14 protein-coding genes and 1 pseudogene are annotated in these 13,678 nt (G+C 65.1%); 6 read left to right on the top strand and 9 right to left on the bottom strand.

The genetic code is table 11. From position 1 onward, the window contains the following. The first annotated feature begins 40 nt into the window (after positions 1–40). The 3 genes from QA642_RS03745 to QA642_RS03755 are packed head-to-tail and all read left to right on the top strand — an operon-like array spanning position 41 to position 1,430. A complete protein-coding gene (locus tag QA642_RS03745) occupies positions 41–361 on the top strand; it encodes a YbaB/EbfC family nucleoid-associated protein (RefSeq protein ID WP_283083445.1) in 321 nt (106 codons plus the stop codon). Between the two features lies 1 nt (position 362). Next, positions 363–965 (top strand): recombination mediator RecR, encoded by a 603-nt coding sequence (gene recR / locus QA642_RS03750; protein ID WP_027561562.1) that lies wholly within the window; start codon positions 363–365, stop codon positions 963–965. Between the two features lie 27 nt (positions 966–992). Further along, positions 993–1,430, top strand: a complete 438-nt coding sequence (locus tag QA642_RS03755; protein ID WP_283083446.1) for a hypothetical protein — start codon at positions 993–995, stop codon at positions 1,428–1,430. Between the two features lie 158 nt (positions 1,431–1,588). Here QA642_RS03755 and QA642_RS03760 read toward each other — a convergent pair whose 3' ends face one another. The 3 genes and pseudogenes from QA642_RS03760 to rmuC all read right to left on the bottom strand — a co-directional run bounded on the left by QA642_RS03760 (position 1,589) and on the right by rmuC (position 4,786). Further along, positions 1,589–2,953: an MFS transporter gene (locus tag QA642_RS03760; RefSeq protein ID WP_283083447.1), complete on the bottom strand. Its 1,365-nt coding sequence runs from the start codon at positions 2,951–2,953 to the stop codon at positions 1,589–1,591. Between the two features lie 205 nt (positions 2,954–3,158). Further along, positions 3,159–3,457: pseudogene (locus tag QA642_RS03765) on the bottom strand (GIY-YIG nuclease family protein). 129 nt (positions 3,458–3,586) lie between these two features. Further along, positions 3,587–4,786: a DNA recombination protein RmuC gene (rmuC, locus tag QA642_RS03770; protein ID WP_283083448.1), complete on the bottom strand. Its 1,200-nt coding sequence runs from the start codon at positions 4,784–4,786 to the stop codon at positions 3,587–3,589. 171 nt (positions 4,787–4,957) lie between these two features. On the opposite strand from rmuC, the gene def reads away from it, so the two are divergent. The 3 genes from def (at position 4,958) to truA (ending at position 7,339) form a co-directional block, all read left to right on the top strand. After that, a complete protein-coding gene (def, locus tag QA642_RS03775) occupies positions 4,958–5,485 on the top strand; it encodes a peptide deformylase (RefSeq protein ID WP_283083449.1) in 528 nt (175 codons plus the stop codon). A gap of 193 nt (positions 5,486–5,678) precedes the next feature. Continuing rightward, complete coding sequence (gene fmt / locus QA642_RS03780) at positions 5,679–6,602, top strand: methionyl-tRNA formyltransferase (RefSeq protein ID WP_283083450.1); 924 nt, start codon at positions 5,679–5,681, stop codon at positions 6,600–6,602. Continuing rightward, positions 6,602–7,339, top strand: coding sequence for a tRNA pseudouridine(38-40) synthase TruA (gene truA / locus QA642_RS03785; protein WP_283083451.1), 738 nt, complete (start codon positions 6,602–6,604; stop codon positions 7,337–7,339). Before fmt ends, truA begins: the two co-directional genes overlap by 1 nt. Positions 7,340–7,510: 171 nt before the next feature. Here the strand turns inward: truA and dapE are convergent, their stop codons facing one another. From dapE to argB, 6 genes are all read right to left on the bottom strand, one after another. Then, on the bottom strand, positions 7,511–8,677 hold the full coding sequence (gene dapE, locus QA642_RS03790; RefSeq protein ID WP_283083452.1) for a succinyl-diaminopimelate desuccinylase: 1,167 nt from the start codon (positions 8,675–8,677) through the stop codon (positions 7,511–7,513). Beyond that, positions 8,674–9,324: a DUF805 domain-containing protein gene (locus QA642_RS03795; protein WP_283083453.1), complete on the bottom strand. Its 651-nt coding sequence runs from the start codon at positions 9,322–9,324 to the stop codon at positions 8,674–8,676. The genes dapE and QA642_RS03795 overlap by 4 nt, the downstream gene beginning before the upstream one ends. Positions 9,325–9,562: 238 nt before the next feature. Further along, a complete protein-coding gene (gene dapD, locus QA642_RS03800) occupies positions 9,563–10,408 on the bottom strand; it encodes a 2,3,4,5-tetrahydropyridine-2,6-dicarboxylate N-succinyltransferase (protein ID WP_027561552.1) in 846 nt (281 codons plus the stop codon). A gap of 208 nt (positions 10,409–10,616) precedes the next feature. Continuing rightward, positions 10,617–11,306, bottom strand: a complete 690-nt coding sequence (locus QA642_RS03805) for a pyrimidine 5'-nucleotidase (protein WP_283083454.1) — start codon at positions 11,304–11,306, stop codon at positions 10,617–10,619. A gap of 236 nt (positions 11,307–11,542) precedes the next feature. Continuing rightward, positions 11,543–12,529 (bottom strand): DUF1036 domain-containing protein, encoded by a 987-nt coding sequence (locus QA642_RS03810; protein ID WP_283086794.1) that lies wholly within the window; start codon positions 12,527–12,529, stop codon positions 11,543–11,545. A 179-nt stretch (positions 12,530–12,708) separates the two neighbouring features. Next, positions 12,709–13,596: an acetylglutamate kinase gene (gene argB, locus QA642_RS03815; protein ID WP_283083455.1), complete on the bottom strand. Its 888-nt coding sequence runs from the start codon at positions 13,594–13,596 to the stop codon at positions 12,709–12,711. Positions 13,597–13,678: the final 82 nt, after the last annotated feature.

Below are 13,678 nucleotides of genomic sequence, written 5' to 3' on the forward strand. Positions count from 1 at the left end.
CGCTTCATCGCGCTTTGGCCAGTTTTAAGGACGAGCACCCATGGCTGACTTTCTCGGCATGATGAAGCAGGCGGCGCAGCTGCAATCCAAGATGCAGGAGATGCAGGAGCAGCTCGGCAATGTAGAGGTCGAGGGCATCTCCGGCGGCGGTCTCGTCGCCGTGCGCATGACCGCGAAGATGGACGTGAAGGGCGTCAAGATCGATCCCTCGCTGATGAAGCCGGAAGAGCGCGAGGTGCTGGAAGACCTGCTCGTCACCGCCTTTGGCGATGCCCGCCGCAAGGCGGAGACGGCGATGCAGGAGAAGATGCAGTCGCTCACCGGCGGGCTCGGCCTGCCGCCGGGGCTGTTCGGCCAGTAAGATGGGCGCGGTTGCAGGTCCCGAGATCGAGCGGCTGGTCCAGCTTCTCGCGCGGCTGCCGGGCCTTGGCCCGCGCTCGGCGCGGCGCGCGGCGCTGCATCTGATCAAGAAGCGCGAAGCGCTGATGATGCCGCTGTCCTCTGCCTTGCAGGTGGCGCTCGACAAGGTCCAGGTCTGCAAGACCTGCGGCAACATCGACACGCAAAATCCCTGCACCGTCTGCACCGATCCGAAGCGCGATCCTGCCATCATCGTCGTGGTCGCCGACGTCGCCGATCTCTGGGCGCTGGAGCGGGCCAATGCCACCCAGGGTCGCTACCACGTGCTGGGCGCGACCCTGTCGCCGCTCGACGGCGTCGGCCCGCAGGACCTCACCATCGACGCGCTGGTCGCGCGGGCCCATGCCGCCGAGGTGCACGAGATCATTCTGGCGCTGAATGCAACGGTGGACGGCCAGACCACGGCGCATTACATCACCGACCTGCTTCAGGACGCCAACGTCAAAGTAACCCGGTTAGCGCACGGTGTGCCGGTCGGCGGCGAGCTTGATTATCTCGATGAAGGTACGCTATCGGCCGCCATGCGGCAGCGGACGCTGTTCTAGCTATCCAGACTTCACGGAACGGACGACATGACGAAACGATTCGCCAAACGGCTGGCTTTGGCCCTGACGATGATGACGGTGGTGACCCCGGCCGTCTCGGCGCAGCAGGACGATGGGGCCCCGCCGCCGTCCAAGCCCGGCAAGCCGATCAACAATGGCGACGTGCTCTCGGGCGAGCTGAACACGATGAAGGTGCGCGACGTCAAGAACGCCGGCAAGCGGATCGCGATGTACCAGATCACCTCCGAGCCGCGCCGCCTGCCGGCGCCGAACGGGCTGTGCAATCTCGAGACCGGACCTGAGACCTTCCAGCTCGTCACCTCCAGCGACGCGCAGGCCGCGCAGTTGAAATCGTTCGTCGGCAAGGAGATCTCGGTCAAGGTCGACGAGGTCGCCTGCGCCAGCGATCCCGGCCAGATGAGCGAGGCCGTGATCACGAAGTGGAGCCTGATCAGGAAGCAGTAGGGGGCGTCTCCGCGATTCCGGTGTCATCGCCCCCGAAGGCGTAGGGTGGGCAAAGGCGCACCGCGCCGTGCCCACCACCTGCTTCTAATTCATGGCGTGATGGTGGGCACGCTTCGCTTTGCCCACCCTACGGCAGCGGGGGTGGGGCGCGCATAGCGTCAAACCCTCACCGGCCCCAGCGCATCGAAATGCCCGCGCTTCTGCAGCCAGGCCAGCAGCATCAGGCTCGGGATCGCCACCAGCACGCAGATCACGAAGAACAGCGCCCAGCCGGTCGTCTCCGCCACGAAGCCGGCACCGGACGACAGATACGTCCGTCCCACCGCCGCGAGCGCGGTGAGCAGCGCGTATTGGGTCGCTGTGTGCAGCGGATTCTGGCACAGCGCCGAGAGATAGGCGACGAAGATCACGGTGCCGATGGCGCTGGTGAAGTTCTCGGCGCAGATGGCGAGCGCCAGCGCCCATTGGTTGGTACCGACCACCGCAAGCCATGAGAAGGACAGGTTCGCCAGCGCCTGCACCACGCCCCCGATCCAGAGCGATGTCGCCAGCGAATACCGCCGCGCCACAAAACCGCCGGCGAAGCCGCCAATCAGCGTCGCGGCGAGGCCGACGCCCTTCACGATCGCCGCATAGTCGTTGCGGGTGAAGCCGAGGTCGATCACGAACGGCGCCGTCATCGTGCCGGAGAACGCGTCGGTGAACTTGAACAGCACGACGAAGGCGAGCGCGGCAAGAGCATCCTTGCGCGACAGGAACTCCGAGAAGGCGCCGATCGCCGCATGCAGCACGCGCGTGAACGCGGTCTCGGCCTGTGTCGCGGCTTCCGCCCGCACCGATTGCTCAGGCTCGGTCGCGGCCAGCGCCGTGATCGTTCCGATCAGCACCATCGCCGCCATCACCACATAGCCCCACATCCAGGCCGAGCTGCGCGCAATGCCGGTGTCCTCGAAGCCCGAGACGATGAACAGCGCGCCCGCGGTCGAGACCAGCATGCCGATGCGATAGGCCGCGACGTAAGCCGCCATGCCGGCGGCCTGCCCGCTCTCGGGCAGGCTCTCGACCCGGAACGCGTCGACCACGATGTCCTGGGTCGACGATGTCGTCGCCACCAGCAGCGCGCCGAGCGCGACGTAGAACGGCGAGCGCGCTGGATCGGTCATCGCCAGCAACAGGATCGCGATGATCAGCAGCAATTGCGAGAACACCAGCCAGCCGCGCCGCCGTCCGAACGTGCGGGTGAACAGCGGCACGTGGAGCGCATCCACCAGCGGCGCCCACAGGAATTTCAGCGTGTAGGGCGTGCCGACCAGCGCAAACAGTCCGATGGTCTTGAGATCGACCCCGGCCTCGCGCATCCACACCAGCAGCGTCGACCCCGACAATGCCAGCGGCAGCCCGGAGGAGAAGCCGAGGAACAGCACGATCAGCACCCGCGGTTGCAGGTACACGGCCAGGCTCTCGCGCCAGGAGGTCGCGGGGGCGGGGCTAGCGGCGGGGGAGGTCACCTCGGGTGCGGTCATCGGGTGGTGTTAGCAGATTCTGGGGGCCACAAGGGAGCTGTCGTCGCTGCCAGCGGCAAAGGAGGTGTCGTCGCCCTCTCGGTGTCATCGTCCGCGAAGGCGGACGATCTAGTAACCACCGGCATCTCGGTTCAACCACAACTGCCGCGGCGTACTGGATACCCCGCCTTCGCGGGGTATGACAGCGCGGCGGGGCATGGCAGCTTTATGGCGGCCCGGCGCTCTCGTGATACAGGTCATCCCAATTCGGATTGTGTTGCTCGATCAATCGGACCTTCCAGGCCCTGTTCCCTTCAGCCGCTTCTCGCGTTTGATCACGTTCTCGGGGTCGTCGAACTGCTCGAAGTAGACGAGCCGAGCGACATCATACTTCTCGGTGAAGCTCTCGATCAGCTTGGACTTGTGCTGAGCGACGCGACGGATGAGGTCGTTCGTCATGCCAATATAGAGCGTGCCGCCGATCTTGGAGGCGAGAATGTAAACGTAGTAGTGGCGTGCCCCCATGTGACCACCTCAACGGTGTCATCGTCCGCGAAGGCGGACGATCCAGTACTCACCAGCACCTCGGTTCAAAAACGACTGTCACAGCGTACTGGATGCCCCGCCTTCGCGGGGCATGACATTGTCCTAGAATCACTCCCCCGCCTGGAGCTTCCGCGGAAACAGCTCGCCCGCGCCCGTCGCCACCAGCCGCGGGCCTTCCGGCGCATCGCTCTTGCTGAAATCGAGCTCCTCGATCCGCCCGGCACGTTTCTCGATCTTGTCGGCGGAAATCAGCACTTGGCGGACGTCCTCGTTCACGTCGGCAAAATGCTTTTGCAGCTTCAGCACGCGATCCCTGAGACGTCCCAGATCGTCGCCGAGCTTGATCACCTCGGTGCGGATCTGGTCGGCGGCATCGCGCATGCGCGCGTCCTTCATGATCTGCTGCATCACCTGGATCGCCAGCATCAGGAGCGAGGGCGACACCAGCACTACGCGGGCGCGATAGGCCTTCTGGATCACGTCGTCGAAACCGTCATGGATTTCCGCATAGACCGATTCCGACGGCACGAACATCAACGCCATCTCCTGGGTCTCGCCGGCGACGAGATATTTTTCGGCGATGTCGCTGACATGCTTCATCACGTCGCCGCGCAGCCGCTGCGTGGCGACGCGCCGCTCCTCGTCGGTGCGGGCGTCGTGCAGCGCCGTCATCGCTTCCAGCGGAAATTTGGCATCGATGCAGAGCGGACGCTGGTCGGGCAGGAACACGACACAGTCGGGCCGCTTGCCGGTCGAGAGCGTGAACTGGAACTCGTAGGAGCCTTTGGGAAGGCCGTCCTGGACGATCGCCTCCATCCGCGCCTGGCCGAAGGCGCCGCGCGACTGCTTGTTGGCGAGGACATCGCGCAAGGTCGTCACCTGCGTGGTGAGGTCGGTGAGGTTCTTGTGCGCGTTGTCGATGATGCCGAGCCGCTCGTGCAGCGCGCGCAGGCTCTCCATGGTGTTGCGGGTCGAATGTTCCATGGACTGGCCGACGCGGTGGGTCACCGAATCCAGCCGCTCGTTGACCGCCCGCGCCATCTCGGCCTGGCGGCCGGCCAGCGCCTGGGTCATGGCATCGACCCGGCCGGAGGCTTCAGCTTGGGCGTGCAGCACCTGGGCGAGGCGCTCCTCGAGCTCGTCGGCCCGGATCGCGTGGGCCATCGCGAGTTCCGCGCCGCGCCGTCCCGAGCGCGCGATCACGACCGCAATCACAACCAGCAGGATGAGGACCAGCGCGCCGAAGCCGATCAGCGCATCGATGGTGCGCACCGGCCAGTCGCCGGCCATGAAAATGATCTCGTTCATGCCAGCCCTTCTATCCGATTCGCGTCCGGTCGCGAACGAAGGGGGAACGTTTTCGGTAAAGAAACCCTTAAGTTTTATGGTTAACGAAACCTGAAGCTTTATCGTGAGCGGAGCGTGAACCGGGTTCCTGGCCGCATTGACCGCATCCGGCGCGCGGCTTAAATCGCCGCCATGGCTCTACGAGAAATCATCATTCTGCCCGACAAGCAGCTGCGCCTGGTCTCCAAGCCGATCGAGAAGGTCACGCCGGAGATCCGCAAGCTTGCCGACGACATGTTCGAGACCATGTACGACGCGCCCGGCATCGGGCTTGCGGCGATCCAGGTCGCGCAGCCGCTGCGGCTGATCACCATGGACCTCGCCAAGCCCAACCCGGACGGCGAGACCAAGCCGGAGCCGCGCGTGTTCATCAACCCCGAGATCATCGCCTCGTCCGAGGAGCTGTCCATTTACGAGGAAGGCTGCCTCTCGATTCCCGAATATTACGAGGAGGTCGAGCGCCCTGCGAAGGTGCGGGTGCGTTTCACCGATCTCGACGGCAAGCTGCACGAAGAGGATGCCGAAGGCCTCTACGCCACCTGCATCCAGCATGAGATCGATCATCTCAACGGCGTGCTGTTCGTCGACTATTTGTCGAAGCTCAAGCGCGACCGCGTCATCAAGAAATTCGAGAAAGCCGCCAAGCGCGCGGGGGAGTGAGTCATCGGAGCCGCCCCACCCTCGGTGCGCTCCCTCCCCCCTTGCGGGGGAGGGCGGGGGAGAGGGGTAGCCCAGCAAAAGTTCTAACGGGGACGAGAACCAATCCGCGCTCAAGCAGAGAGAGCGCGTCGTGTGGCACCCCTCTCCCTAGCCCTCCCCCGCAAGGGGGGAGGGAACGCAGCGAGTTCTGTTGATGCCCCTCCGTCTGATCTTCATGGGCACGCCCGATTTCTCCGTGCCGACGCTGCTCGAGCTGGTCGCGCACGGCCACGAGATCGTGGCCGTTTGCACCCGTGCGCCGAAACCCGGCGGGCGTCGCGGCCTGCAATTGCAGCCGACTCCAGTTGAAGAAGCCGCGCGAAAGCTGGGCGTGCCCGTGCTGACGCCGAAGACGCTGAAGACACCGGAAGCGCTGGAAGAATTCCGCGCCTTCGACGCCGATGCGGCCGTGGTCGTCGCCTACGGCATGATCCTGCCGCAGGCGATCCTCGATGCGCCGAAGCTCGGCTGCTACAATCTGCACGCTTCGCTGCTGCCGCGCTGGCGCGGCGCTGCTCCGATCAACCGCGCGATCATGGCAGGCGATGCCGAGAGCGGCGTGATGGTGATGAAGATGGATGTCGGTCTCGACACCGGCGACGTCGCCATGGCCGAGAGGATTGCGATCAGGGACAATATGACCGCGGTCGATCTGCATGATCGTCTCTCCCGTCTCGGTGCCGATCTGATGGTGCGCGCGATGGCCGCGCTCGACCGCGGCGGGCTGCAGCTCAAAAAGCAGAGCGAGGACGGCGTCACCTATGCGGCCAAGATCGACAAGGCCGAGGCGCGGATCGACTGGACGAAGCCGGCGCGCGCGGTGCTCCGCCACATCCACGGCCTGTCGCCGTTCCCCGGCGCATGGGCGGAGCTTGAGAATGCGCGCGTCAAAATTCTGCGCTGCGAGCTGGCGAAGGGCGCGGGCGATCCGGGTGCGGTGCTCGATGATCATCTCACCATCGCCTGCGGCGACGGCGCCATCCGCATCCTCGAGCTGCAGCGCGAGGGCAAAGGCCGGATGCAGGCGGCGGACTTCCTGCGCGGCGTGCCTGTGAAGCCGCCGATGCGGCTTTCCTGATGCCCCGCTACAAGCTCACCATCGAATATGACGGCGCGCCGTTCTTCGGCTGGCAGATCCAGGAGACGCTGCCGTCGGTGCAGGGCGCGCTGGAAGCGGCCGTGAAGGCGATGACCGGCGCGGATCTGCGCGTGCATGGCGCCGGCCGCACCGATGCCGGCGTGCATGCGCGCGGCCAGGTCGCGCATGTCGATGTCGAGAAGCAGTTTCCGCCGGGCCGTTTTCGCGACGGGCTCAATGCGCATCTGCGCCCGCATCCGATTGCGGTGCTCGAGGCCGAGATCGTCCCTGATGCATTCGAGGCGCGCTTCTCGGCGGTGAAGCGCCACTACCGCTATCGCGTCATCAACACCCGCGCCAATCTCGCGCTCGATGTCGGTCACGCCTGGCGCGTGCCGCGGAAACTCGATGCCGATGCGATGCATGCGGCAGCAAAGCGCCTGCTCGGCAAGCACGATTTCACTACCTTTCGCGATACCGAGTGCCAGGCCAAGTCGCCGGAGAAGACGCTCGACCAACTCGACGTGCTGCGCGACGGCCGCGAGATCACCATCGTGACGTCGGCACGCTCGTTCCTGCATAGCCAGGTCCGCTCGATGGTGGGCTCGCTGGTCTGGGTCGGCGAAGGACGCTGGACCGCGGACGATCTCTCCGCGGCGCTGGAAGCCCGCAACCGCGCCGCCTGCGGCATCGTCGCCCCGCCGGAGGGGCTGTATTTGATGAAGGTGGATTATTAGCGAGGCGGGAGCTCTCGCCTCATTATCGGTGTCATGCCCCGCGAAGGCGGGGCATCCAGTACGCCGCGGCCTCTCGGCTCAATCACTACCGTCTCTGGAATACTGGATCGCCCGCCTTCGCGGGCGATGACAGCGGAGTAGGGGCGACGACGGAGCGGAAGACGGCAGCTCCTACCCAAAATACCTTTGCAAAATCCCGCGATACACCCGCGTCAGCTTCTCCAGATCCGTCACCGGCACGCGCTCGTCGACCTGGTGCATGGTCTGGCCGACCAGGCCGAACTCGATCACCGGGCAGTAGCTCGAGATGAAGCGTGCATCCGAAGTCCCACCGCTCGTCGACAGCTCCGGCTTGCGTCCCGTCACCTCCTCGATCGCGGAGACCGCGAGATCGGTGAACGGGCCGGGTTTGGTGACGAACACGTTGGAGTTCGAGGGCTCCCAGACGATGCGGGCCTTGATGCGGTTGCCGCAGGCCTTTGCGAGGCGCGTCTCGACCAGCTCGCGCAGGCTCGCCTGGGTGTGGTTGTCGTTGTAGCGGATGTTGAATTTTGCGCGGGCCTCGCCGGGGATGACGTTGGAAGCCTTGTTGCCGACGTCCACTGAAGTGAATTCGAGATTGGAGGCCTGGAATTGCGCGCTGCCATGGTCGAGCGGCTCGTCGGAGATCGCCACGATCAACCTTGAGATATCCGGCACCGGATTGGAGGCGCGGTGCGGATAGGCGACATGGCCCTGCACGCCGTCGACATAAAGCGTGCCGGATTGCGAGCCGCGGCGGCCGACCTTGATGGTGTCGCCGAGGGTCTCGACGTTGGAGGGCTCGCCGAGCACGCAATGATCGAACTTCTCGCCGCGCTCGGCAGCCCATTTGAGCAGCTTGATGGTGCCGTTGATCGAGACGTCTTCCTCGTCGCCCGTGATCAGGAACGAGATCGAGCCCGTCCCGTCGGCGCGCGGCTTGCCGGCATTGGCGGCGAGATGCTCCAGCACGGCTGCGACCGAGCAGGCGATGCCGCCCTTCATGTCCACCGCGCCGCGGCCGTGCAGAAAACCGTCCTTCACCTCGCCGGAGAACGCGCCGACGCTCCAGGCGCTCTCGTCGCCCGGCGGCACCACGTCGGTGTGGCCGGCGAAGGTGATGTGCGGTCCTTCGGTGCCGATCCGCGCATAGAGATTGTCGACATCGGGGGTGCCTTCTTCGCTGAAGGTCACGCGGTGGCAAGTAAAGCCGGCGGCGGCGAGGGCCTTTTCAAGCACCCCCAGCGCACCGGCATCTTCAGGGGTTACCGAGGGGCAGCGGATGAGATCGCGGGCAATCGAGAGAGCATCGGTCATGCGCTCCGCTTAACATGCATGCCGCCGGGTGGGCTAGCGCTGGGCGGGACAAAATCGATCTCGCGCTGCTGGTCCCAGCTTTGTGCAGGTGGCGCGGCAGGACGGTCCTCGTCCTTGGCGAGTGGATCCGGACCAAACCGGTTGTCGCCGGACGTGCCGGGCGCGATGAACAATTCGACGAACCCCCACAACCACAGCGCATCGATGGCCAGGTCGAACGGAACGAACCAGGAGCTGTCGGGCAGCAGCTCGTTGAAATGAAGCAGCAGCCGGGGAACGAAGAAGAGGGGCACGAGCCACCAGCCGCTCCGATCGCGATCGTGCAGCCGCTTGATCGTGGTCGCGAGGAGGATCCAGAAAAACAGCGAGGTGCCGAGCACCTTCAGGATCAGGGTCGGACGGTCGGCGGTTGGCAGCAAGCGGTAGGCGCGCGGGTCGATCGCCTTGAACAGGCCGTCGGTGCTGAAGTCGAAATTGATATCCAAGCCGAGCTTGAGGGCGATCGATGTGCCCGCTTCGAGCGATCGGATGACTTGACCGACGACGTCCAGCAAGCTCGTCAGCAGCACGACGATCAGCAGCGCCTGCCACAGCAGGGCACGGTTGATGCGGCCGTCGAAGCGAAAGAAGTACCAGGTCCAGTCCATGCGAGAGGCTCCGGGCGGGAATGGCCGCCCGGTGATTGGTCGCGATGGAGGGAGGGAGGGTTCGATGAAGGGGCCGCCGCGGACGGCGATGCGAAGCATCGTCCGAAGCAATCCGGGTGAGGGGGTACAGGTCTCGCGGCCATCTCATCCGTGGAGAGAGGCCCCACACCCCCACCCTCTCAGCGCGAGCGAAGCTCGTCGCGGCCCCGTAAGAACGGGGAGAGGGGGTGGAGAGAGATCAATCCCGCAGCAGCTCGTTGATGCTGGTCTTCGAACGCGTGCGCTCGTCGACGCGCTTGACGATCACGGCGCAGGCGGTGCTCGGGCCGATCTGGCCGTTCTTCATCGGCTTGCCGGGCAGCGCGCCGGGCACCACCACCGAATACTCCGGCACCTCGCCCATGAAGACCTCGCCGGTCTCGCGGTCGACGATCTTGGTCGAAGCGCCCAGGAACACGCCCATCGCCAGCACCGCGCCTTTGCGCACGATCACGCCTTCGGCGACTTCCGAGCGCGCGCCGATGAAGCAGTCGTCCTCGATGATGACGGGCTCCGCCTGCAGCGGCTCGAGCACGCCGCCGATGCCGGCGCCGCCGGAGATGTGCACGCGCTTGCCGATCTGCGCGCAGGAGCCGACCGTGGCCCAGGTGTCCACCATGGTGCTCTCATCGACATAGGCACCGAGATTGACGAAGGACGGCATCAGCACGACGTTCTTGGCAATGAAGGCCGAGCGGCGCACCACCGCACCGGGCACTGCGCGAAAGCCCGCGTCGCGAAAACGGTTCGGGCCCCAGCCTTCGAACTTCGAGGGCACCTTGTCCCACCAGCTGGCCTTGCCCGGACCGCCGGGAATCACGTCCATGTCGTTGAGGCGGAAGGAGAGCAGCACCGCCTTCTTCAGCCACTGATTGACCTTCCACTTGCCGTCAGCGCCGCGCTCGGCAACCCGCGCCTCGCCCTTGTCCAGCGTCTCCAGCGCCTGGTCCACAGCCTCGCGGACCTCGCCCTTGGTCGAGGTCGAGATGCCGTCACGCGCGTCGAAAGCGCTGTTGATGGTGGATTCGAGGGCGGACAGGGACATCGGGCTTTCCTCTTCGGATCAGGGAATTTTGAGGGATTGGGGCGCTTTTTCGGGATTTGAGGGGGCGGAGTCAAGCTTGGCCTCACTGTCATCACCCGCGAAAGCGGGTGATCCAGTACGCCGCGGCGGTCATGATGAAACGAGGCGGCGGCGATTACTGGATACCCCGCCTTCGCGGGGTATGACCCCTCATTGTGGGGCTACGGTCTCACTGCGACAACCGCGCCAAAAACCCCGTCAGATCATCCGTGACGTGATCGACATGGGCCGCGTCCCGGCCTTCCAGCTCCCAATCCTCGCGCACCACCTCCTTGGTGCCGTCAGGCACCACCAGCACCGTGGTCATGCCGAGCGCGTGCGGGACGGTGAGGTTGCGGGCGAGGTCTTCGAACATCGCCGCCCGGGTCGGATCGACCGCATGGTCGGCAAGAAATTTCCGATAGGTCTGCGGCGCCGGCTTCGGTTCAAACTCCGCCGCGATGATGTCGAACACGCCGTCGAAATGGCCGGCAAGGCCGAGCCGTGCCAGCACTGCATCGACATGGTCGACCGAGCCGTTGGTCAGGATCAGTTTTCGCCCCGGCAGCTTTGCGATGGCTTCGCCGAGCTGCGGGTTCGGCTCCAGCGGCGAATGGTCGATCTTGTGCACATAGGCGAGGTAATCGTCGGCGCGCACGCCGTGCAGGGTCATCATGCCGCGCATCGTGGTGCCGAAGCGCCGATAATAATCCTTCTGGATCCTGCGCGATTCCTCCGCGCCGACGTTCAGCCAGTTGCACACGAACTCGCCGATCCGCGCATCGACCTGCTGCCAAAGATTGACGTGATGCGGATAGAGCGTGTTGTCGAGGTCGAACACCCAGGTGTCGACGTGGGTGAAGGTGCGGGGAGATGTCATATCGGCATTCTCAATTCGTCGTTCCGGACACGCGTAGCCACATTCCTGCTGTCGTCCCGGACAAGCGAACGAAGTGAGCGCCGATCCGGGACCCATACCCCCAGGGAGTGGTTTGACGAAGACTGGCAACTACCATCGTGCGCCACACTGCTCCCTGGGGTTATGGGTCCCCGCGTTCGCGGGGACGACGGCGGAGTTTGTGGCCCCACTGCCTTGATCCTCGATCACAGCACCCATCACGGCATCGCAAAGCGCAGCGTCTTGCCGCCACTCGACATATCCACCGCACCAAAGCCCGTCGCCGCAAATCCGCGCGCGGCACAATCGGTCTGCTCAACGGTCTCGAACTTGGTCTCGCGCGTGCAGAGCTGCTTGTCGCCGCCCCAGTTCAGCGGCTTGTCCTTCAGCTTGATGATTCGGTTGTCCGCGTCGATCGCCTCCGCGAAGCTGAAGATCTGCTTCGGCGTACCCGTCACGTCGGGGTGCAGGCAGGTCTTGGGATCGATGCGATACCAGCCGCGGCTCGTCACCGACTTGCCGTCGTCGGTGGCGACCGCCGCCATCACCTTGTGCGGCGTGTCGTTGCACCAGGTCAGGCCGCTCGAAGACGGCGTCTGCGTCGCATCGACCATGGTCTTGAAGAAATTCGGCGACGATATGGTGTCGGACGGCAGGCCGCGGCTCTTCAGGAATGCGGCGAGCGCCCCTTGCGTCTTCGGTCCATCGACGCCGTCGATGGCGCCGACGTCGTAGCCGATGATCACGAGGAGGCGCTGGATGCCGGCGAGGCGCGCCTGCTCGTCGTCATATTCGGAATCCTCGGCGAGATAGGCGACGGCATTGCCGTCGTCGCCACGCGTCGGCGTGATTTGTGTGAAGGGGACCTGTGTCTGGCCGCTGCGGCACTGCCGCGCGGCGGCGATGACGAAATTGTCCTGCGCCACGCACAGCATGTCGCTGCCGTTCTGCGGGATCGGGGAGGCGCCATAGATGCCCAGCGCGCGCGCGTTGAGCAGAATACGGTCGGCGGTCAGCGTGCCCTGGACCACCACGCGGCAGGCGGCGGGATCGATCCTGAACCAGCCGCGCGTCGCGGTCGCCGCCTTGTCGTCGATGCCGATCGCAGCCTCGACGACATAGGACATGCGGTTGCAGATCTTGAGATCGGCGAAGGCCGGCGCGGAGGAGAAGAAGAACGAGATGGCTGCGGCAGGCAGCGTCATCAGGAAGCGGGTGAGGGCGGAGCGGCGGGGGCGCTGAACTCTCCGCTCGTCATGCCCGGGCTTGACCCGGGCATCCACGTTTTCGCTGCGAGAAAGATCGTGGATGGCCGGGACATCTTCGCGAAGACGCGCTTCGCGCTCTTGCCCGGCCACCACGGCGCCTCTCGTCTTTGCGTTCCTCACTTGTGGATCAGCGTGCCGGTGCCCTGGTTGGTGAAGAGCTCGAGCAGCACGGCGTGCTGCATCTTGCCGTCGATGATGACGACGCCCTCGACGCCCTGCTCGAGCGCGTAGATGCAGGTCTCGACCTTCGGGATCATGCCGCCGGAAATGGTGCCGTCGGCGATCAGCTTGCGCGCGTCCTTCACCGACAATTGCGGAATCAGCTTCTTCGACTTGTCGAGCACGCCCGGCACGTCGGTGAGCAGCAGCAAGCGTTTTGCCTTGAGCGCGCCCGCGACGGCACCGGCAAAGGTGTCGGCGTTGATGTTCAGCGTCTGGCCGTCCTGCGAGGTCGCGAGCGGCGCCAGCACCGGGATCAACTCGTAGCCGATCAGCTGGTTGAGCAGCGTGAGGTCGACCTTCCCGGGGTCGCCGACGAAGCCGAGATCGACCGCCTTCTCGATATGCGAGTCCGGATCGATGATGGTGCGCGTCGTCTTCGACGCCTTCACCATGTTGCCGTCCTTGCCCGACAGCCCCACGGCCTTGCCGCCGGCCTCGTTGATGTAGCCGACGATCTGCTTGTTGACCGAGCCGGCCAGCACCATCTCGACGATCTCGATGGTGGCCTTGTCGGTGATGCGCAGGCCAGCGGCGAATTCCGAGACGATGCCGAGGCGCTTGAGCATGGTCGCGATCTGGGGCCCGCCGCCATGCACGACCACGGGATTGATCGCGGTCTGCTCCAGCAGCACGATATCGCGGGCAAAGTTCTTCGCGGTCTCCTCGTCGCCCATGGCATGGCCGCCATATTTGATGACGATGGTTTCCTCGTCATACTGCTGCATGTGCGGCAGCGCTTCGGACAGGATGCGGGCCTGGTCGAGCGGGGAGATGTCGGTCATGGGGCGGATCTCGCTGGCGGGACTGTCGGTGCGCGTTCTATCCGATTGGCGGGCGCGGCGCAAAGTGTGGCTGGCATGCCGA

The organism is Bradyrhizobium sp. CB2312 (genome assembly GCF_029714425.1).
In the GTDB taxonomy this organism is placed as follows: domain Bacteria; phylum Pseudomonadota; class Alphaproteobacteria; order Rhizobiales; family Xanthobacteraceae; genus Bradyrhizobium.

Bases quoted from the DNA above. Each gene is read 5' to 3' on its own strand.
- QA642_RS03745 (WP_283083445.1), top strand. From the start codon at position 41: ATGGCTGACTTTCTCGGCATGATGAAGCAGGCGGCGCAGCTGCAATCC.
- recR (WP_027561562.1), top strand. From the start codon at position 363: ATGGGCGCGGTTGCAGGTCCCGAGATCGAGCGGCTGGTCCAGCTTCTC.
- QA642_RS03755 (WP_283083446.1), top strand. From the start codon at position 993: ATGACGAAACGATTCGCCAAACGGCTGGCTTTGGCCCTGACGATGATG.
- QA642_RS03760 (WP_283083447.1), bottom strand. From the start codon at position 2,953: ATGACCGCACCCGAGGTGACCTCCCCCGCCGCTAGCCCCGCCCCCGCG.
- rmuC (WP_283083448.1), bottom strand. From the start codon at position 4,786: ATGAACGAGATCATTTTCATGGCCGGCGACTGGCCGGTGCGCACCATC.
- def (WP_283083449.1), top strand. From the start codon at position 4,958: ATGGCTCTACGAGAAATCATCATTCTGCCCGACAAGCAGCTGCGCCTG.
- fmt (WP_283083450.1), top strand. From the start codon at position 5,679: ATGCCCCTCCGTCTGATCTTCATGGGCACGCCCGATTTCTCCGTGCCG.
- truA (WP_283083451.1), top strand. From the start codon at position 6,602: ATGCCCCGCTACAAGCTCACCATCGAATATGACGGCGCGCCGTTCTTC.
- dapE (WP_283083452.1), bottom strand. From the start codon at position 8,677: ATGACCGATGCTCTCTCGATTGCCCGCGATCTCATCCGCTGCCCCTCG.
- QA642_RS03795 (WP_283083453.1), bottom strand. From the start codon at position 9,324: ATGGACTGGACCTGGTACTTCTTTCGCTTCGACGGCCGCATCAACCGT.
- dapD (WP_027561552.1), bottom strand. From the start codon at position 10,408: ATGTCCCTGTCCGCCCTCGAATCCACCATCAACAGCGCTTTCGACGCG.
- QA642_RS03805 (WP_283083454.1), bottom strand. From the start codon at position 11,306: ATGACATCTCCCCGCACCTTCACCCACGTCGACACCTGGGTGTTCGAC.
- QA642_RS03810 (WP_283086794.1), bottom strand. From the start codon at position 12,529: ATGACGCTGCCTGCCGCAGCCATCTCGTTCTTCTTCTCCTCCGCGCCG.
- argB (WP_283083455.1), bottom strand. From the start codon at position 13,596: ATGACCGACATCTCCCCGCTCGACCAGGCCCGCATCCTGTCCGAAGCG.